The organism is Niallia circulans, assembly GCF_003726095.1.
Classification (GTDB): domain Bacteria; phylum Bacillota; class Bacilli; order Bacillales; family Cytobacillaceae; genus Niallia; species Niallia circulans_A.
Window position 1 is genome coordinate 4,480,061 of record NZ_CP026031.1, and the last position, 20,288, is coordinate 4,500,348.

The 20,288-nt window shown below is 34.9% G+C and carries 17 protein-coding genes; 16 read left to right on the forward strand and 1 reads right to left on the reverse strand.

Features of this window, described 5'->3' with window-relative positions:
- The first annotated feature begins 39 nt into the window (after window positions 1–39).
- The 15 genes from C2I06_RS21525 to licT all read left to right on the forward strand — a co-directional run bounded on the left by C2I06_RS21525 (window position 40) and on the right by licT (window position 18,104).
- The gene (locus C2I06_RS21525) at window positions 40–1,014 is read left to right on the forward strand and encodes an SIS domain-containing protein (RefSeq protein ID WP_095333017.1); all 975 of its coding nucleotides are present in this window, start codon (window positions 40–42) and stop codon (window positions 1,012–1,014) included.
- 12 nt (window positions 1,015–1,026) lie between these two features.
- Window positions 1,027–1,899 carry a fructoselysine 6-kinase gene (locus C2I06_RS21530; protein ID WP_123258826.1) on the forward strand — a complete coding sequence of 291 codons (873 nt, stop codon included), beginning with the start codon at window positions 1,027–1,029 and terminating at the stop codon, window positions 1,897–1,899.
- Window positions 1,900–1,957: 58 nt separating this feature from the next.
- Complete coding sequence (locus C2I06_RS21535; RefSeq protein WP_095333021.1) at window positions 1,958–3,271, forward strand: anaerobic C4-dicarboxylate transporter family protein; 1,314 nt, start codon at window positions 1,958–1,960, stop codon at window positions 3,269–3,271.
- A 13-nt stretch (window positions 3,272–3,284) separates the two neighbouring features.
- The gene (locus tag C2I06_RS21540; RefSeq protein WP_095333023.1) at window positions 3,285–4,124 is read left to right on the forward strand and encodes a sugar phosphate isomerase/epimerase family protein; all 840 of its coding nucleotides are present in this window, start codon (window positions 3,285–3,287) and stop codon (window positions 4,122–4,124) included.
- Window positions 4,121–5,002, forward strand: a complete 882-nt coding sequence (locus C2I06_RS21545) for an amidohydrolase family protein (protein ID WP_095333025.1) — start codon at window positions 4,121–4,123, stop codon at window positions 5,000–5,002. Before C2I06_RS21540 ends, C2I06_RS21545 begins: the two co-directional genes overlap by 4 nt.
- Complete coding sequence (locus tag C2I06_RS21550) at window positions 4,980–5,411, forward strand: secondary thiamine-phosphate synthase enzyme YjbQ (protein ID WP_095333027.1); 432 nt, start codon at window positions 4,980–4,982, stop codon at window positions 5,409–5,411. The genes C2I06_RS21545 and C2I06_RS21550 overlap by 23 nt, the downstream gene beginning before the upstream one ends.
- A 1-nt stretch (window position 5,412) precedes the next feature.
- Window positions 5,413–6,210: a PfkB family carbohydrate kinase gene (locus C2I06_RS21555; RefSeq protein WP_095333029.1), complete on the forward strand. Its 798-nt coding sequence runs from the start codon at window positions 5,413–5,415 to the stop codon at window positions 6,208–6,210.
- 645 nt (window positions 6,211–6,855) lie between these two features.
- Window positions 6,856–7,545 carry a GntR family transcriptional regulator gene (locus C2I06_RS21560; protein ID WP_123258827.1) on the forward strand — a complete coding sequence of 230 codons (690 nt, stop codon included), beginning with the start codon at window positions 6,856–6,858 and terminating at the stop codon, window positions 7,543–7,545.
- 41 nt (window positions 7,546–7,586) lie between these two features.
- Entirely contained in the window at window positions 7,587–8,672 is a 1,086-nt protein-coding gene (gene uxuA, locus C2I06_RS21565; protein WP_123258828.1) for a mannonate dehydratase, read from the forward strand.
- Between the two features lie 120 nt (window positions 8,673–8,792).
- A complete protein-coding gene (locus C2I06_RS21570; RefSeq protein WP_095333035.1) occupies window positions 8,793–10,319 on the forward strand; it encodes an MFS transporter in 1,527 nt (508 codons plus the stop codon).
- Between the two features lie 15 nt (window positions 10,320–10,334).
- The gene (gene uxaC / locus C2I06_RS21575; protein ID WP_095333037.1) at window positions 10,335–11,753 is read left to right on the forward strand and encodes a glucuronate isomerase; all 1,419 of its coding nucleotides are present in this window, start codon (window positions 10,335–10,337) and stop codon (window positions 11,751–11,753) included.
- Between the two features lie 32 nt (window positions 11,754–11,785).
- On the forward strand, window positions 11,786–13,417 hold the full coding sequence (locus C2I06_RS21580) for a mannitol dehydrogenase family protein (protein ID WP_164463754.1): 1,632 nt from the start codon (window positions 11,786–11,788) through the stop codon (window positions 13,415–13,417).
- Between the two features lie 377 nt (window positions 13,418–13,794).
- Window positions 13,795–15,702 carry a beta-glucoside-specific PTS transporter subunit IIABC gene (locus C2I06_RS21585; RefSeq protein WP_123258829.1) on the forward strand — a complete coding sequence of 636 codons (1,908 nt, stop codon included), beginning with the start codon at window positions 13,795–13,797 and terminating at the stop codon, window positions 15,700–15,702.
- 35 nt (window positions 15,703–15,737) lie between these two features.
- Window positions 15,738–17,159, forward strand: a complete 1,422-nt coding sequence (locus tag C2I06_RS21590) for a 6-phospho-beta-glucosidase (RefSeq protein WP_095333041.1) — start codon at window positions 15,738–15,740, stop codon at window positions 17,157–17,159.
- Window positions 17,160–17,273: 114 nt separating this feature from the next.
- Complete coding sequence (licT, locus tag C2I06_RS21595; protein ID WP_095333043.1) at window positions 17,274–18,104, forward strand: BglG family transcription antiterminator LicT; 831 nt, start codon at window positions 17,274–17,276, stop codon at window positions 18,102–18,104.
- A gap of 203 nt (window positions 18,105–18,307) precedes the next feature.
- On the opposite strand, the gene C2I06_RS25205 is transcribed toward licT, so the two are convergent.
- Window positions 18,308–18,484, reverse strand: a complete 177-nt coding sequence (locus C2I06_RS25205) for a hypothetical protein (protein ID WP_163187717.1) — start codon at window positions 18,482–18,484, stop codon at window positions 18,308–18,310.
- 339 nt (window positions 18,485–18,823) lie between these two features.
- Here C2I06_RS25205 and C2I06_RS21600 point away from each other — a divergent pair, with 339 nt between their 5' ends.
- A complete protein-coding gene (locus C2I06_RS21600) occupies window positions 18,824–20,230 on the forward strand; it encodes a TerD family protein (RefSeq protein ID WP_095333045.1) in 1,407 nt (468 codons plus the stop codon).
- The last annotated feature ends 58 nt before the right edge of the window (window positions 20,231–20,288 follow it).

Here is a 20,288-nt window from a genome sequence, read left to right on the forward strand (position 1 = left end):
ATATACAAAGCAATACAAATTAGGATAGGAGGAGTCATAATGAATATTAAAGAGATTATCAGAAAGATTATTAGTGATAAAAAGGAAGATGGGGGTGTTAAGGAAGTTTATTACGTTGCATGCGGAGGATCTTACGCTGCTTTTTACCCAGCTAAAGCATTTTTAGAGAAAGAGTCCAAGGAAATTAAAGTGGGGCTATATTCTAGTAATGAGTTTGTACACAACCTTCCAAAAGCATTTGGAAAAAACTCTGTTCTTGTAGTTGCATCGCATAAAGGGAATACACCTGAGACTGTTAAAGCAGCTGCAATTGGAAAGGAAAAAGGAGTACCAGTTATTGCCCTAACTTGGATATCTGATTCACCTATAACAAAAGAAGCAGACTATATTGTTGATTATACTTTTGGTCCAGACAAAGATATAGCTGAAGAAAAAACAATGCAAGCTTTACTGACAGCTGTCGAACTTCTGAATCAAGTGGAAGGTTACCCATATTACGAAAAATTTATGGATGGTCGTCAAAAGATTGATCTTATCGTAAAAAATGCACGCAAACATGTTGAAAAGCGTGCAAAAAGATTTGCTGATGAGCATAAAGATGACAATGTTATATATACTTTGGCAAGTGGAGCAAGTTATGGAGCTGCTTATTTACAAAGTATTTGTATCTTTATGGAGATGCAGTGGATTAATTCATCTACAATTCATACAGGAGAGTTCTTCCATGGACCTTTTGAAATTGCAGATGCTGAAATTCCGTTTGTCATCCAGGTTTCCGAAGGAAGTACACGGGCTCTTGATGAGCGTGCACTTACGTTCTTAAAGAAATATGCGAGACGTATTGAAGTATTGGATGCTAAAGAGTTAGGATTATCTACTATTGATGCTGATGTAATTGATTACTTTAACCACTTATTATTTAATAATGTGTATCCTGTTTATAATGAGGCACTAGCAACAGTTCGAGAGCATCCGCTTTCAACAAGAAGATATATGTGGAAAGTAGAATATTAAGAGAGGCCCCATATGCGAAAATATAAAGTTATTGGTATAGGGGATAATGTAGTCGATAAATATGTCTTGGAAGGAAAGATGTACCCGGGAGGAAATGCTCTGAATTTCAGTGTATATGCCAAAATGAATAATATTAAATCTGCTTACATTGGGAAATTTGGCGACGATGATGTTGCTGAATATATTAAAGCTGTTTTGGATGAACTTCAAATAGATTATTCTTACTCTAAAACTTATAGTGGTGAGAATGGGTATGCGAAGGTAAAACTAGATAAGAATGAAAGAGTGTTTTTAGGCTCTAATAAAGGCGGTGTCGCCAAAGAAAAAAAATGGGAACTTACTAATCAGATGATTTCTTATATAAGTGAATTTTCCCTAATTCATACAAGCCTAAATAGCTATATTGAATCAGAACTGAAGACTTTAAAATCTCTAGATATTCCAATATCCTTTGATTTTTCTGTCCGATGGAATGACGAATATTTGAAGGAAGTATGCCCCTATATAGATATAGCCTTCCTCTCTTGCAGTCATTTAACAAGTTCTGAAAGAGAAAGGGAAATGAAAAAGGCTGAAGAGCTTGGAGCCGATCTTATAGTCGGCACTGTGGGGGAGAATGGTTCATACGCGTTATATAAAGGTGATTTTATATATCAACCAGCAATTATAGATGAAGACGTTGTTGATACTATGGGAGCAGGAGATGCTTATTTAACCGCCTTCCTCATTGAATTGTTAGATCAATCAAATGGTTCATTTAGGTTTAAAGATGACGATCTAACCTTTGAAGTAATACAGAATGCAATGAAAAAGGGTTCAAAGTTTGCAGCTGAAATTTGCAAAATCGAAGGTGCATTCGGATATGGTAAGCAAGTAAGAGTTTAAAATTCTTACTTGCTTAGCAATAAATGAAAGTGCTTACAATGAGGCGGGAGGGATTCCGATGTTTTGGATACAATTGATACTAATAATTGTACTGATTTATTTTGGCTCTAGAGTAGGTAATGTCTTTATGGGATTGTTGGGTGGAGTTGGCGTGGGAATATTTGTCTTTGTATTCGGTATGCAACCTGCTAGTCCGCCAATCGATGTTATGCTCATTATATTGGGGGTCGTCTTAGCCGCTTCGGCCTTACAGTCCTCCAAAGGGTTGGATTATCTAGTGATCATAGCTGAAAAGATACTGAGAAAATCCCCGAGCAATATTACTATAATAGCACCAATAGTGGCTTGGATATTCACTTTCTTATCTGGAACAGGTCACGTTGTATATAGTTTACTGCCAGTAATGAATGAATTATCAATAGATAACCGTATTAGACCAGAACGACCAATTTCTAATAGTATCATTTCATCTCAACAAGCCATAACATGTTCACCTATGTCAGCAGCAACGGCAGCCATGATTGGTTTTATGGCAACTATTGATGTATCTTTTTCAAAATTATTAATGATAACGATTCCAGCAACTCTTATTGGAGTAATAGCAAGTTCTGTTTTAACAATAAAAAAGGGCAAAGAACTTCACCAAGATCCTGAATATATAAGACGGTTGGAAGAAGGTTTTATCAAGAAGTTTGAGAGGAAAGAAATTAAGGATATAGCGAATTCTCAAAAATGGTCTGTTTTAATTTTCTTACTTGCTGTGGTTTCTGTTATTGTTTTGGGATTATTTACAGGTTTACGACCTTCTTGGGTAATTGAGGGAAAAGTTACTCCATTATCAATGCCATATACTATTGAGATTATCATGTTGACCTGTGCAGCTCTAATAATAATAGTATGTAAGCCGAAAATTGAAGAAATCTTAAGTGGCTCTATCTTTAAAGCAGGTGCTTTAGCTATAGTTTGTGCTTTTGGTTTAGCTTGGATGAGTAATACTTTTATATTAGCACATCAGGAATTTGTCGAAGAGAATGTAGCTCAAATTGTCAACAGATATCCATGGCTATTTGCAGTTGTTGTATTCGCAGTAGCTGCCTTGATAACAAGCCAAGGAGCGACAACGCTCATCATGATTCCTATTGCCATAGGATTAAATCTACCTCCAGCAATAATAATAGGTGCATGGATGGCGGTTAACGCGAACTATTTTCTACCTGTTTCAGCTCAAACGTTAGCAGCAATATCCTTTGATACAGCGGGTACTACAAAGATTGGTAAGTATGTCCTTAACCACAGCTTTATGGTTCCTGGATTAATAAACACTATAATATCAGTAATTGTAGCCACAATTTTAGGAAGTATTATTCTATAAAGGGAGTGTATTTATGAAGATAGATAGAATAGCACCTGGTAATTATCACTTTAAGAGATACACGATTGATTATTTTTTGGATTCTGTAAGTGAGTTAGGTTTTAAATATATTGAATTATGGGCTTCAGGTCCTCATTTTCATCTTGATTATTTTACTTTGAACGACATTAAGGAGCTGAAGAAAAAAATTGATTATAGGAATCTGAAAGTGGATTGTTTAACTCCAGAACAAGCTGTCTATCCAATTAGCATAAGTCACCCCGATAAACAATACAGACAGAATAGTATTGATTTTTTTAAGAGACATATTGAAGCAGCTACAGTATTAGATTGTAAAAAAGTGTTAGTAACAACAGGTATTGCATATCTTGATATACCTATTATTCAGCAATGGGAATGGTGTAGACAATCTTTAGAAGCTATTTCTAAAGCGGCGGAAAACGAAGGAGTCACTTTAGTTCTTGAAGCATTTACAAAGTATTCAACACATGTATTTAATACTTCTTCACATATTGTAAAAATGATTGAAGAGGTGGGGAGTCATGCATTAAAGGGACTTATAGATATCGATGTAGTCGCTTCAACAGGTGAGGAATCGATTGACAGTTTCATTGATACATTAGGTGACAATCTGCATCACGTCCATTTTGTAGATGGTAATCCTGGTGGACATTTAGTGCCAGGCGATGGAAGCTTAAATATGCAACATGCACTGGAGAAAATAGCATCAACAAGTTATCAGGGGTGCCTTGGTCTTGAGTTTCTTGATCGAAGGTACTTCTTAGAACCCGAGAAAGCCTTAATTAAGACGATAAAATGGCTAGAAGATAATAACAATGAGGCAAAGCAATGACTATAATTGACGTACACGCCCATCCTTCCCTGTATAGCCCTATTAGTGAGAGTGAAGAACGTCTGAATTTTAGAATGAAGGAAATGGGTCTAGGCTTGATGAGTCCATCAGATCTCACTGTCATAGATAAGCAAAATGATCTTGCGAAAATCAGTAAAACAATATTACTTCCTTTAGACACAACGACAACAACAGGTGATACCCTTATTTCTAATGATGAAATTAAGAAGCTGGTTTATTTAAGACCAGAAAGATTTATCGGTTTTGCAAGTGTTGATCCGAATAGAGCTGATGCTCTAGAAGTATTGGAGCATGCTTTTGGCACACTTGGTTTGAGTGGTTTAAAACTTAACCCAGCGAAACAACAATTTTCACCTGATCATCCAGATTATTACCCCATATATGAAAAATGTTTGCAATATGATAAGCCTATCATGTTTCACGCGGGTTTTTCCTGGGATAAAAATTCGATATCCGAGTTTGCTCATCCTTTTAGATTTGAAAGAATTGCAATTAAGTACCCCAAGTTAAGAATGTGCTTAGCTCATTTTGGGTGGCCATTTGTAAAAGAAACAGCGATACTACTCGTAAAATACCCTAATGTTTACACTGATACATCAATGCTTTACATGGATAGTCCTGAGCTGTTCTTTGAACAGGTGTTCACAAGAGACATGGGGAAATACTGGTTAGATCATAACTTTCCGGATAAAGTAATGTTTGGCTCTAATACTCCTAGATTTAGACCCATTAGAATTTTGCGCGGCCTAGAGAAAGTATATATGTCTGAAAAAACTCGCTCAAAGGTTCTTTATAAAAATGCTATGCGATTCTTGGGGGAAAAGGGGGATATTGATGAAAACAGAGCTACTGATTAAACATCTTTGTTCTGATATGGAAACACAATTAATCAAAATCACCGAAGAAGTAAAAAAAGCAGTCTCTAATAGTTCGATTGAAAATGGTGTTGTGTTTATTATTTGCTCTCATACGACTTGCGGAATTACAATAAATGAAAGTTTGGAATGCGTAGAAACGGATATCCTTGACTTTTTGGATACTATAGTCCCAGTAGATTCTCCTTATACTCACGCACATTTTTTAATGTCTTATGGCACGACGAGTGGAAATTCACCGGGGCATTTAAAACAGATGATTGTGGGCAATAATTGTGTATTACCAATAAAAAATCGAAAGCTGGTTCTAGGTCATGCTCAGGACATCTATTTCGCAGAATTTGATGGAATAAAAAATAGAAAATATTTTATTCAATTATTGGGTGAATAAAATGAAGAAACAGGAAAAGGTATTGGCAATAGGTGATAACTGTGTAGATATTTATTTAAAAGAGAAAACTTTTTACGCTACAGGAAATGCTGTTGACTTTGCGATCAACTTAAAGAAACAAGGTATAGATGTTTCTTTAATAACTGTTTTTAGTAATGATATATTTGGTGAATTCATAAAAAAGACCTTACAAGAGAACGGCGTCGATATTAGCAATTCATACAACAAAGATGAGCCAACTGCTATGGCAAAGATGAAACTTATCAATAATGATAGATTTCACGAGTCTTTCTATGAAAACGTATTAGCTGATTTTAAACTACCTGGATCTATCTCTAAAATTATAGAGAATTCTAGTATTATCTACTCAGAAAAGCGTTCAAAGATTTATAGATATTTAGATTCAATTTATGATCAAAATAAGATTTGGATTCATGATTTTTCAAAGAGGTTAGATGATGAATTAAATGATAAAATTCTCCCGTACATGAATTATTCCTTCTTTTCATATGAAAAAAAGGATGAAAGAATCAAAGAATTTCTGAAAATCACTCAATCAAAAACAAAGAATGGTGTTGTAATAGCGATGTTAGGGGAAGATGGCAGTTTAGCTTATGATGGCAATTCGTTTACTTATGAAAAAGCAAAGACTTCTCACATTGTTAATACTGTCGGTGCAGGAGATTCCTATATATCTGGCTTTATTTCAGGAATTTACAATGATAGGAGTTTGCAAGAGTGTATGGAAATAGGTACTAATATTGCGTCAGAAACTATATCTAAGTTTGAACCATATTAAACGTGAATTTAGTCTTCGTAACAGGAAATACCTTCTTTTTTTCGGAAACCTTTAGGTACGTGATGTGTATACGAGACTGGGACAAAAACATCTCTAAGATGGAAAAACCGGTGAAATTTTACGACAAGTAAAATTTCATCGGTTTTGATTATTTTTACAATAAAAATAAGGACAACTTCTGATGAAATTAAGTTACCACACAAAATTTAATCAGAAAGAAGTATCCTTATGTCTAAAGATTATACTTTCCTTTAACCACGCTTCTTCTTTTTCAATATAAATAAGGAATTTTTATAAATACTTCTTTTTACTTTTTTCATCGTATTGGTTTCACGCTCTCCTCTTCTGTATTAGCATTTCATTCCTCCTTAAAAGCATCAATAATTATTAAGTATTCCCATAATAATTCATTAATTCTAATAAAAGTGTAAATAAATTGCAAAAGTTGTTAATGCAATTGTCACATTTTAGTACTATTTTTGAATTGTATTCCAAAAGAAATGAAGTTATAATGTACTCATAACTACCATATTAGTATATTAATATGTTTTGGAGGAGGCGATTATTGAAATTAATGAAAAGGAATGACATTTCCCCCTCCTTTTTATATACTAAAAAAATATAAAAAGGAGAAGAGGGTCCCTCATGTCAAATAATAGTGCGAAAGTATTTGCTTATAACCAATTGAAAGATGAAATTTTAAAATTAAAGCTTATACCTGGTACAAAGATCAGTGAAAAAATCATGTCAGATGAATTGCAAGTCAGTAGAACACCTATTAGAGAAGCATTTATAAGATTAGCGCAAGAAGAGTTATTAACGATTGTTCCGCAGAGTGGTACATTTGTCTCTCTAATTAACCTTAGCCTTGCCGAAGAAGCGCGCTTTGTTCGTGAGATAATTGAGACAAATATCGTTGGTCTATGTTGTGAGAATATAACTGATGAAATTTCCCTGAAGTTAGAAATGAACTTAAAGATGCAGGAAATGCTGGCAAGCAATGAAGTAGGAAAACAGGAAAAAGTAAAATTCTTCGATTTGGATGAAAGTTTTCATAAGGAACTTTTTATTTGCTGTGGCAAAGAGCGAACTTGGAAAATGATTCAAGATATGGCTGGCCATTTGAATAGATTTCGCTTATTAAGATTAAAAGACATAAAGGATTTAGACTGGGAAATATTAATTAGTCATCATAAAGAAATTTATGAAGCAATCTTAGAAGGAAATCGGACAAAAGCAGAACAATTAATGTCTGATCATATGAGATTAATGCTTTCTGAAAAAGGTGTTTTATTACAAGAGTTTCCTGAATATTTTTATCCGCAGCAATACTAATGGAAAAAGTATGATGGTGCGACAAAGGAGGAAAACAAAATATGCAAATGACGTTTCGATGGTATGGAGAAGGGAATGACACCATCACTTTAAAACAAATACGCCAAATTCCAGGGGTTAAAGGGCTAGTGTGGGCTCTGCATGATGTACCAGTTGGAGAAGTTTGGCCAGTGGAGCGTATTGCGGAAGTAGTAAATCAGGCAAAGGAGTATGGCTTTCATACAGATGTTGTTGAAAGCGTTAATATTCACGAAGATATAAAACTGGGATTAAATTCCAGACAGCAATATATTGATGCATATAAACAAACATTAAAGAATCTTAGTCAATTTGGCGTAAAAGTAGTATGTTATAACTTTATGCCTGTCTTTGATTGGCTGCGTACAGATTTATTTAAAGAAACAGAAGATGGCAGTACGGCATTGTATTTTGATGCTACAAAAGTCATTTCTCTTACACCTGAGCAAGTAGTAAAAAACATGGAAGAAAATACAAAAGAGTTAACGCTGCCTGGATGGGAACCAGAGAGACTAAAAGATTTACAGCATTTATTTACTTTATATAAAGATGTATCAGAAGTGGATTTGTTCGATAATTTGGTGTATTTTCTAGAAGAAATTACTCCTGTTGCAGAGCAATATGGAATTAAAATGGCTATTCATCCGGATGATCCGCCTTTTTCTATCTTTGGGTTGCCGCGGATTGTCAAAAACAGAGAAGATATCGAACGGATTTTAACTAGTGTAGACAGTCCAGCTAACTGTTTAACTTTTTGCTCCGGCTCACTTGGAGCAAATTCAAGTAATGACTTAGTTGATATTGTGAAATCATTCACTAAGAGAATCCCTTTTGCCCATATTAGAAATGTTAAACGTTTTGAAGATGGTAGTTTTATAGAAACTTCTCATCATGTGGAGGATGGATCTGTACCTATTACTGAAATTGTTAATGGATTATATGAAAACGGTTTCTGTGGGTATGTTCGACCAGATCATGGGAGACATATTTGGGATGAAGTATGCAGGCCGGGATATGGGTTATATGATCGCGCGTTAGGGGTAATGTACTTATTAGGAGCTTGGGATACAAACAAAATTTTAACAAAAGAGAAAATGCAAAAAATATAAAGAAAAGATAATAGGAAAAGGAGAGGTTCCTGATACTTTCTTTTTTCCTATTATGCTTTCAGATAAATGAAAACGTTTTACCTATGTTCGTATTGATAATAAAAATAGGAGGCGTTAGAAATGGGAAAAAAACAAAAAGACGTTACTCTTGCAAGGAGTATTGGATACGGCTTAACAGACATGATGGGTGGAGGGGCTTTTACCATTATAGGCGCATGGCTTTTGTTCTTTTATACAAGTTATGCTGGTTTGACGCCAGTTGAAGGTGCTTCTATTATTGCGATTGCTCGTATAGTAGATGCAGTCGTCAGTTTATTTATGGGAAGCTTTTCAGATAACTTTTTAAAATTTAAGTTAGGAAGAAAATTTGGACGGCGAAGATTTTTCTTATTGATTGGTTCACCACTTATGCTTGTATATGTATTACTCTGGACTTCGGGAATGAATTATTTATATTATCTCCTTACTTATTTAGCATTTGAAATTATTGCAGCGATGGTTTTAATTCCATGGGAAACACTCCCTTCTGAAATGACAACTGACTTTAATAAACGAACGAAATTATCAACTGCTAGAATGTTTATCTCAGGACTTGGAACCTTTTTAGCAACATTTATACCTGGACAGCTCTTTAGTATTTTAGGACAAGATAATTCCCTTGCTTTCTTCATTAATGGTGCTTTTTTTGCAGTTGTTTTTGCTATATGTGTGTATATTTCTTTCCGTTCTACATGGGAACGAGAAGTTTCGCCTGAAGAATTACAGATACTGATGAGCCAGAAGAAAGAACGAAAAAATGGTTTAAAGGTAGTGATACAAACGTTTGTGGATTTTGCTTCCACTTTCAGGGTGAAAAGCTTTCGTAAACATTTATTAATTTATATTTGTTCGATGACAGCGAAAGATGCTTTTAACGCAGTATTTGTATTCTTTTGTGTATACGCTTTAAATAGTACTTCCACTGTAGCAGCGAATCTACTTTCATTTAGTATTATTGGGCTCCCTGGAGCTATTCTTTATGGATTTTTAATGATTAAAATTGGACCAGCAAATTTATTTAAAATATCGTATTCTACCATGATTTTATGTTTATTAGGATATGGGGCGGTTTATTTATATCATCCTAGTAATTTAATCCTAGTGTTAGGGGTTATTTCCTTCTTTTATCAAATTGGAAGAAGTATGCTGGAATTCATTCCTTGGAATGTCTTTCCATTTATTCCAGATGTAGATGAAATGATTACGAGGAAAAGAAGAGAAGGAATTTTTGCTTCTGTAATGACGTTCTTTAGAAAGTCTTCTGTAGCGCTTGCCACCTTTTTAGTTGGAGCCATCTTAGAGGCAGGGGGATTTGTACAAGGCTCGGCAACGCAGCCACAGAGTGCTGTTCATACTATAATGTCTATCATGATTATTGGGGTAGGTCTTCTGCTTTTTATTTCATTAATTACAGCATTCACCTTTAAATTAAATAAAGAAACGCATGGTGTTCTTGTAGAGGAAATTGAACGTTTAAAGAACAACGGTTTAAAAAAGGATGTAGATCCAAAAACGAAGAAAGTGGTCGAATCTTTAACAGGTTATTCCTATGAAAAGCTTTGGGGTGGAAAGACAGATGAGGCTTTAACACAAGTGAAGATTAATTAAGAGGAGGATAACAAAATGAAGGGTTTTATGGATAAAGATTTTTTATTACAGACAGAAACAGCGAAAAAATTATTTCATGATTATGCGGCAACAATGCCAATCTATGATTATCATTGTCATTTAGAGCCAAAGGAAATTTATGAGAATCGAAGGTATGAAAATATTACAGAGCTGTGGCTAGAAGGGGACCATTATAAATGGCGTGCCATGCGTGCTAATGGCATAGATGAATTCTATATAACTGGAGATGCAGATGATTACAGTAAGTTTGAGAAATGGGCTGAGACCGTAGAAAGGTTAATTGGAAATCCACTTTATCATTGGACGCATTTAGAGTTAAAACAATATTTTGGAGTGGAAGCAATTCTAAAAAAAACGTCAGCAAAGGAAATATGGGAAATTTGTAATCGCAAAATACAGAGTCCAGATTTTTCAGCAAGAAGCTTAATTGAAAGGTCAAATGTAGCTCTTATTGGTACTACAGATGATCCGATTGATGATTTAGTTTTTCATAAGTTATTACAGGAAGACAAAACTTTTTCGACAACTGTTTTACCAGCATTTCGTCCAGATCACCTAATGGCAATTCAAAGCAATTATTGGGCAGAATATGTTGGAAAACTAAGCAATCTTACAGGAGTGGAAATAACGAGTTATAGCACTTTGATGGAGGCAATAGATCATAGGATAGAGTATTTTCATGGGATTGGCTGCAAATTGTCTGACCATAGTTTAGAAATGGTTGTATATGAACCAGCAACAATGGAAGAGTTAAATATGATTGTAAAAAAAGCGTTGACTGGTGAGGCTATTACTCAAAAAGAAAATAATCAGTTTTTGACTAGTTTACTTGTTAGCCTTGGTAAAGCATATAGCCAAAGAGGATGGGTGATGCAATATCATATCGGAGCATTAAGAAGTGCGAACTCTCGTTTATTTCAATCAATTGGTGCAAATATAGGCTGTGATTCGATGCAAGATAGTCCTATTGCTATTCCATTAGCGAAATTATTAGATGAGCTGGATCGAGATGACAACCTCCCTAAGACCATTCTGTATGGATTAAATCCGAATGCTAATGAAGTTTTAGCAACGATGGCTGGGAATTTCCAAGAAGGTGGAATTCCATCCAAAGTACAATTCGGATCTGGCTGGTGGTTTAATGATCATATCGAAGGTATGGTAGCACAAATGAAAACACTTGGGAACCAAGGGCTATTATCGAGATTTATTGGAATGTTGACAGATTCACGCAGTTTTTTATCTTATAGCCGTCATGATTATTTTAGAAGAATTCTATGTAATCTAATAGGGAATTGGGTGGAAAATGGAGAGTACCCAAATGATATAGAATGGCTCGGGCAAATTGTTCAAGATATATCTTATTATAATGCTCAGCGTTATTTTGATTTTCAGTTAAAAATGGATTACTGAATCGATGCAAATAAAAATAAAGAAGGCGAAGAATGTTGTTATTACTAGATAAAGAGGCTATTCAATCCAAGAAAGATAGTTTTTCAAGAATAGGAATAAAAACACCTAATTATGATTATAGAGGAATATGGGAAGAGACAAAGAAAGAGCCTATTTGGTTACATATAGGGGGTGGGAATTTATTTAGAGCTTTTCATTCGGTATTACAGCAGCATTTAATTGAAAAACAAAAAACGAAAAAAGGAATAATCGTTGTATCTACCATGGATGATGGATTAATCGAAAAAATTTACCATCCATATGATAACTTAAGTCTAAATGTAGTAATGAAAAGTAACGGTACGCTAGATATGGAAGTCATTGCAAGTGTGGCGGAAAGTATAGCTGCCTATAGTAATAATTATTCGTGGCAGCGTCTGATAGAGATATTTACAACTTCATCCTTACAATTCATTACTTTATCGATTACAGAAAAAGGGTATGAATTAAGAGATATAAAAGGAAATCTTCAACCAACTATAATAAAAGAATTAGAACAAGGACTTTATCAACCAAAACATACGATGGTTATGTTAACTTCGCTGTTGAATGAGCGATATAAGGCTGGAAAGATACCTTTAGCATTAGTTAGCACAGATAATTTCTCCCATAATGGAGATAAGCTGAAAGATGCTATTCTCACGGTTGCTGCTTATTGGCAAAAAAGAGGGGTTGTGGACAAAGGATTTATTGAATATCTAACAGATCAAACAAAAATTGCTTTCCCATGGACCATGATAGATAAGATTACGCCACTTCCTTCTGTTGCAGTAAAAGAAAAGTTATCTGACCTTGGTTATGGAAGTACAGAATTGATTAAGATAAGAGAAAATGCTCCCACTATTGCTCCATTTGTGAATACCGAAGAAAGTGAATATTTGGTTATGGAGGATTGTTTTCCAAATGGAAGACCATCATTAGAAGAAGTAGGTGTATTCTTTACAAATAGAGATACAGTGGATCAAATTGAAAGAATGAAGGTATGTACGTGTTTGAATCCTCTTCATACAGCATTGGCTATATTTGGCTGTTTACTAGGATATACTTCCATTGCGGATGAAATGAAAGACAACGATCTTAAAAGTTTAGTAGAGAAAATAGGCTATGAAGAGGGGATGAAAGTCGTAACTGATCCCGGAATTATTCATCCAATGCAGTTTATAAAGGAAGTAATAGAAGTACGTTTCCCCAACCCAAACAATCCAGATACACCGCAGAGAATAGCAGCTGACACCTCTCAAAAACTAGCTATTCGTTTTGGAGAAACAATTAAATTATATGTAAAAAGAGATGATTTGGATGTTGAGGATTTACACTTTATCCCACTAACGATTGCTGCCTGGTGTCGATATTTGATGGGGATTAATGATGGTGGTAAGGAAATGTCGTTAAGTCCTGACCCTTTGTTAGAGGAATTACAAAAGCAAATAAAAAAAATAAAGTTTGGCAGCCCTGGCTCAGTAGGAAATTACTTACAGCCAATTCTATCAAATGAGCGAATATTTGGTAGCAATTTATATGCAATAGGGTTAGGAGACAAAGTAGAGCTGTTTTTTAAACAATTCATACAGGGATTAGGAGCTGTTAGAAAAACACTTCATAATCAAATAAGTTTAAAAGCTTGATGCATAACGCCGTGAAAAAATTATCGAAAGTGTAGGAAAAGAAGAGGCACATCTAAACCGGCACTATGTCAAGGACACAATAAAAAAGAGATTAAGCAAAGAGAAGTATAAAATTTGAAAGATGGATTGGAATGGCATTTAAGTAGGGAATAAAAAATTAACTTTTCTAAAAAGAAAGCGTTGACATATTTTGCAAGACGTGATAAATTACAGATATCAAATAACAAAACTTAAAAGTTCCGTGAAGGAATGTTACCTTAAGTGGGCATAACCTGAACTGACTAGAAGAACATGCTATTGTTTTGCGTGTATTTTAGTCAGGTCAGGTTTTTTTATTTGTAAAAACCAAATTCCATAGCTGAAGGAAGGGTAAAAAAATGAAATATGAGCAATTAGCAAAGGATATTATTGCCAATGTAGGTGGAAAAGAAAACGTTTCCAGTGTTGTGCACTGTATTACACGTCTTCGCTTTAAGCTTAAAGATGAAAGTAAAGCGAATACAGAAGTCCTAAAAAATATGGATGATGTTGTAACTGTCATGAAAAGCGGCGGTCAATATCAAGTCGTTATCGGCAACCATGTTCCCGATGTATACAAAGCAGTTGTTTCAGTAGGGGGTTTCCAAAACCAACAGCCTGTAGAGGAAGAGGAAGGTCCTAAAGGTTCACTTTTCAATCGATTTATCGACATGATCTCAAGTATTTTTACGCCAGTTCTTGGTATTTTAGCAGCTTCAGGGATGATTAAAGGGTTTAATGCACTATTTCTATCAACAAAATTGTTAACGGAATCATCTGGTACTTATCAAATTCTAAATGCCACAGGTGACGCACTATTTTATTTCTTACCAATTTTCTTAGGATATACAGCGATTAAAAAATTTGGTGGAACACCGTTTATTGGAATGGCGATAGGGGCTGCATTAGTTTATCCAACCTTATCCACTTTAACGACAGGTGATCCATTATATACTTTGTTTGGAGGTACATTATTTGAATCGCCAGTCCATGTTACGTTTTTAGGGATACCAGTAATTTTAATGAGTTATTCGTCTTCGGTTATCCCAATTATTTTATCGACATTCTTTGCATCTAAAGTAGAGAAATGGCTAAGAAGTGTAATTCCAGATGTAGTGAAAACATTTATTGTGCCATTATTTACATTAGTGATTGTAGTTCCAGTTACATTTCTTGTTATTGGCCCGATTGCAACATGGGCAAGTACATTAATTGGTCAAGGATCTTTATACTTATATAATTTAAGCCCCGTTATTGCAGGATTATTGTTAGGTGGATTCTGGCAAGTGATTGTTATTTTCGGTCTTCATTGGGGATTAGTACCAATTTCTATCAACAATGTAGCGACACTTGGCTATGATACGATTTTATCTCCTGTCTTCGCAGCGTCTTTTGCACAGATTGGGGCAGTTCTTGCAATTTTGATCAAGACAAAAAATCAAAAGTTAAAAACATTGAGTTATCCAGCGTTTATTTCCGGTATCTTTGGTGTAACGGAGCCAGCTATTTATGGAATTACCTTACCTTTAAAGAAACCATTTATTATTAGTTGTATTGCTGCAAGTATTGGTGGTGCTATTGCCGGGTTAACAGATATAAAGGGTTATATCGTTGGCGGTCTTGGAATTTTTGGTCTTCCTTCTTATATTACACCAGAGGGAATCAATATGAACTTATGGGGAGCAGTTATTTCCATCACAGTTGGCTTTATCGTAGCGTTCTTATTGACATTGTTCTTTGGCGGCATTAACAAAGGACAAAATTCAACAGGAAATACTACAGCATCGAACCAAGTAGCAGCAACAAAGGTAGAAAAAGAGGAAGTGCTAAGCCCTCTAAAGGGAGAGGTAAAACCTTTATCAGAAGTAAAAGATGAAGCATTCGCATCTGGTGCACTTGGCCATGGTATCGCTATTGAACCAAGTGAAGGGAAATTATATGCTCCTGCTGATGGGACGGTTTCTGCTTTATTTCCGACGAAACATGCAATTGGGATTACAACAGATACTGGTGCAGATATTTTGATTCATATCGGAATGGATACTGTTCAATTAGAAGGCAAACATTTTATTGTACACACTACACAAGGTGAGTTAGTGAAAAAAGGACAATTACTTATTGAATTTGATATGGATGAAATAGCAAACTCAGGCAAGCTTTTAACAACACCAATTGTGATTACAAATTATAGAGAGTTTCATTTAGCGATGACAGATAAAAAACAGATTCAACAAGGAGATTCTTTATTCCACCTCGAAACTAAGTAAAAATAAGCAAGAATTAGGAGAAAGGATGAGACATTATGGCATTTCCAAAAGGTTTTTTATGGGGCGGTGCAATTGCCGCTAATCAAGCAGAAGGAGCCTATTTAGAGGATGGAAAGGGGTTAACTACTGTTGATTTATTACCAACTGGTGATAAAAGATTTGAAATTATGATGGGGAAGCTTCCTTCCTATCAACCACTTGAAGGAGAATTTTACCCTTCACATGAAGCGATTGATTTTTATCATCGTTATAAAGAAGATATTGCTTTATTTGCAGAAATGGGATTTAAAGCATTGCGCTTATCAATTTCATGGGCAAGAATTTTTCCAAACGGAGATGACGCTACTCCAAATGAAGCGGGATTGAAATTTTATGATAATGTTTTCGATGAGCTCTTAAAATATGGAATCGAGCCAGTCGTAACCATTGCTCATTTTGATGTACCAATAAATTTAGTAAAGAATTATGGCAGCTGGAAAAATCGTAAATTAGTCGATTTCTTTGAAAAATATGCAACTACCTTATTTGAGCGATATAAGGATAAAGTGAAATATTGGATGACCTTTAATGAAATCAATATGCTTTTACATTTACCGTTTGTTGGAGCAGGTTTGGTATTTGAAGAAGGAGAAGATAAGCTTCAAGTGAAATATCAAGCAGCCCATCATCAATTGGTTGCTAGCAGCTTAGCTGTAAAGGCTGGACATGAGATTAATCCTGATATGAAAATTGGCTGCATGCTGGCGGCGGGTCAAACATATCCATATTCCTGTAATCCAGATGATGTCTTGGATGCAATGGAAAAAGATAGAGATTCTTTCTTTTTCATAGACGTTCAATCTCGTGGGAAATATCCTGGCTATGCGAAAAGGTTTTTCCGAGATAAGAATTTAAAGATTGAAATGGAAGAGCAGGATGAAGCGTTATTAGAGAAGTATACGGTTGACTATATAGGCTTTAGTTATTATGCAAGTCGTACGACAAGTACAAATCCAGAGGTCAATAAGCAGACTTCGGGCAATGTGTTTGGTTCTATTGAAAATCCATACTTGGAAAAGTCGGAATGGGGTTGGACGATTGATCCTAAAGGTTTCCGTATCACTGCAAATCAATTGTATGATCGCTATCAAAAGCCACTATTTGTAGTAGAAAATGGGTTAGGTGCTGTCGACATTCCTTCGGAAGATGGAGAGGTAAAGGATGATTATCGGATAGATTATCTACGAAAGCATGTGTTAGAAATGTCTGAGGCCATAGAGGATGGTGTAGAAATGATCGGATATACGAGCTGGGGGCCAATTGATATTGTAAGTGCCTCTACTGGTGAAATGAAAAAACGCTATGGCTATATTTATGTAGATAAAGATAACGAAGGGAACGGAACATTAGAGCGATCAAAGAAAAAAAGCTTTGATTGGTATAAAGAGGTTATAGCCTCTAATGGAGAGAATGTATAATTGGAAATAGGAAAGTTGATTTTTCAGCTTTCCTTCTTTCCTATTTTTAAACCATTATCACGATCACTTATCCATGATAAGGAAAAAAAGCCATATTAAACTACAGGTGGTCAAATGAAAATAGAAAAAGTATATAACAATAATGTAATTGCTGCGTTTAATGAACAAGACGAAGAATTAGTAGTAATGGGTAGAGGTATAGCTTTTCAAAAGAAGCCTGGTGATTTAGTGGAAGAAGCAAAAATAGAAAAAGTATTTGCTTTGAAAAATAATGATATGTCGGAAAAGTTTAAAACACTTTTATATGAAGTACCTGTTGAATATATCGAAATCACAGAGGAAGTCATTAAGATTGCTAGCAGCAGGCTAGGCAGAAAGTTAAATGATAGTTTTTATATCTCTTTAACCGATCATTTGCATTTTGCTGTTCAGAGAATCCAAAAGGGGTTTGAAATTAAGAACGCTTTATTATGGGAAATAAAAAGGTTTTATAAGGAAGAGTTTGCTATTGGATTAGAGACCATTCAACTAATGAAAGAGAAATTAGGTATTGAGCTGCCAGAAGATGAAGCTGGTTTTATTGCAATGCATCTAGTTAATTCAGACCTGAGTCAAGAAATGCCTAATATTGCAAACATCACAAAGGTTATGCAAAATATATTAAATATTGTTAAATACCATTATAAGATGGAATTTGATGAGGACTCTTTAAACTATTTTCGATTTCTTACTCATTTGAAGTTCTTTGCACAAAGGCTCTATAGCAAGACATACATGGATGATGATGATCCATATCTATTCGAAATGGTGAAACATAAGCATAGAGAAGCCTTTAGATGCACGGAAAAAATAAATGAATATATTGAAAGTCAATTCAATTATTCTTTAACAGATAATGAAAAGTTATATTTAGCTATTCATATACAAAGAGTTGTTAATCGTTAGTTATTCCATTAGTGGTCCAAATATAACCATCAGTGCGGAGGAAGAACCTCCCGCTGATAGAAGTTTTAATTATTGAAGATAAGTTAAATCACTTAGGCTTTGTTCAAGTAAAATATTGTTTAGAAAGTATTTATTTTTTGCCAAAACGATTCATTGAACAAAGCCTTAAATGAAGAAGGGATAGAATTTTATATGATAAATGATTACTGTGTAATCGATCGATCTGTAATATCTTTTTCCTCTGCTTGTTCCTCTATGGTGTCTTCTTGTACTTTCTCGTATTCTTTTCTTACTTCTCCGCAAGTGATGCATATACCACTGTAATAATAATTATATTTATGATATTTTCGTATCTTACAAATAAGGGAACCCAATAACATACATAACAACTCCTTTACCTATTCCATTCTACAGTACAAGTGAATTTTGTTTGGTTAAATAACCGTTACGAACCTACCAAATTCATGACAAACATGTCTACTTTATCTTTTTTATGACAAACCTCCAAAAAAAATTACAAATTAGAAGAGAAAAGGTATAGAAAGAAAAAGGATAATAAGGAGTTGCTAAAAGAAGAAACTTTTTCATGTTTTATATCGTAAAAGGGGTAGTTGTAATATAACTGTAAATGAATATACGTACAATTACCTAGATAATGCTGTAAAATAATAGGTATCGATAGTTGGAAGAATTTGAATGTAAAAAAGGAGAGGTTCTTTGTGGGGGTTATGCTAAGCAAGGGTCAAAAGATAGATTTGACAAAATCACATCCTGGGTTAAGGAATGTAGTAATTGGTTTAGGCTGGGATATCAATCAGCATGGTGCCAACTATGATTTAGATGCGTCAGCTTTTTTGTTGGGCGATAATCATAAAGTATGGAGTGATAATGATTTTATATTTTATAATAATCCAACTGGTCCTAATGGATCGGTAGTATATAGTGGAGATAACCGGAGCGGGCATGGCAGAATGGACGATGAACAAATTCGAGTGGATTTATCCCAAGTACCTTCCACTATTCAACGCATTGCTTTTACCATTACCATTCATGACGCTTATAATAAAGGACAAAATTTTGGACAAATATCTAATGCCTATGTCAGAGTATTTAATGAGGGAGATCAAGTAGAACTTCTTCGTTTTAATCTTGGAAGAGATTATACAGTTGAAACTGCTATTGTTGCAGCAGAGCTATACCGACATCACGGAGAATGGAAATTTAATGCTGTCGGAAGTGGCTTTCAAGGTGGGTTAGCTGCCTTATGCAGCAATTTTGGAGTAACAGTTGATGATGAACCCCAAGCACCTGCCTATCCTAATGATTCTATCCAACAAGCTTATCAAGAACCTAATAGGCCTTACTACCAGTCATTTGAAACGCAAACTTATCCGGCTTCAAGTAGCGGGGCTTATCAGCCAAACTGGCAACAGTCTTATACTAATAGAAATCCACAAATGTATGGACAAGATGCTGTTAATGACGCTTATTCTAGTGATCATATGCAGTGTATAAGATGTAGAAGTACAAATGTCCGTACCGGCGAAAAAGGCTTCGGAATTGGCAAAGCGGCAATTGGAGGATTGATTTTAGGACCTGTCGGTTTATTAGGTGGATTTATCGGAAAAGGACAGCTGAAAATAACTTGCAATAGTTGTGGCTATAGTTGGTCTCCATCTCAGACGGATTATGCTGAATGGGGAAGGCAGCAGAAACAAAGAGCTAGAGATCTCTTTATGCGCTATAAAAATCCAGATGTACTTGACGCTGTTGTCGCTGCATGTGCATTAGTAGGAATGGCTGATGGAAGGCTAGACCATGCAGAAGAACAAAAAATGATGGAGTTTATCCATCAAAGTGAGGAATTACGTGTTTTTGATACAAATAAAGTAATTCAGCAATTTAATTACTTTGTCCGAAAAATAGAATATGATCAAATTATTGGTAGAGCTGAAAGCTTTCGAGCACTAGGAAAAGTTCGTTCAAAGCCAGAGATTGCTAGACTTGTAGCTCGGTATTGTATTGCGATTGGATATGCAGATGGTCATTTCGATCAAAGGGAAAAACAAGTGGTGACAGAAATTTGTCGAGAATTAGGTTTAAATCCACAGGAATTTTTATCTTAAAAAATGGCAATGCTAGATATAGAAGCTAGATGAAAAGAATCGATTGGTTACTAGTAAG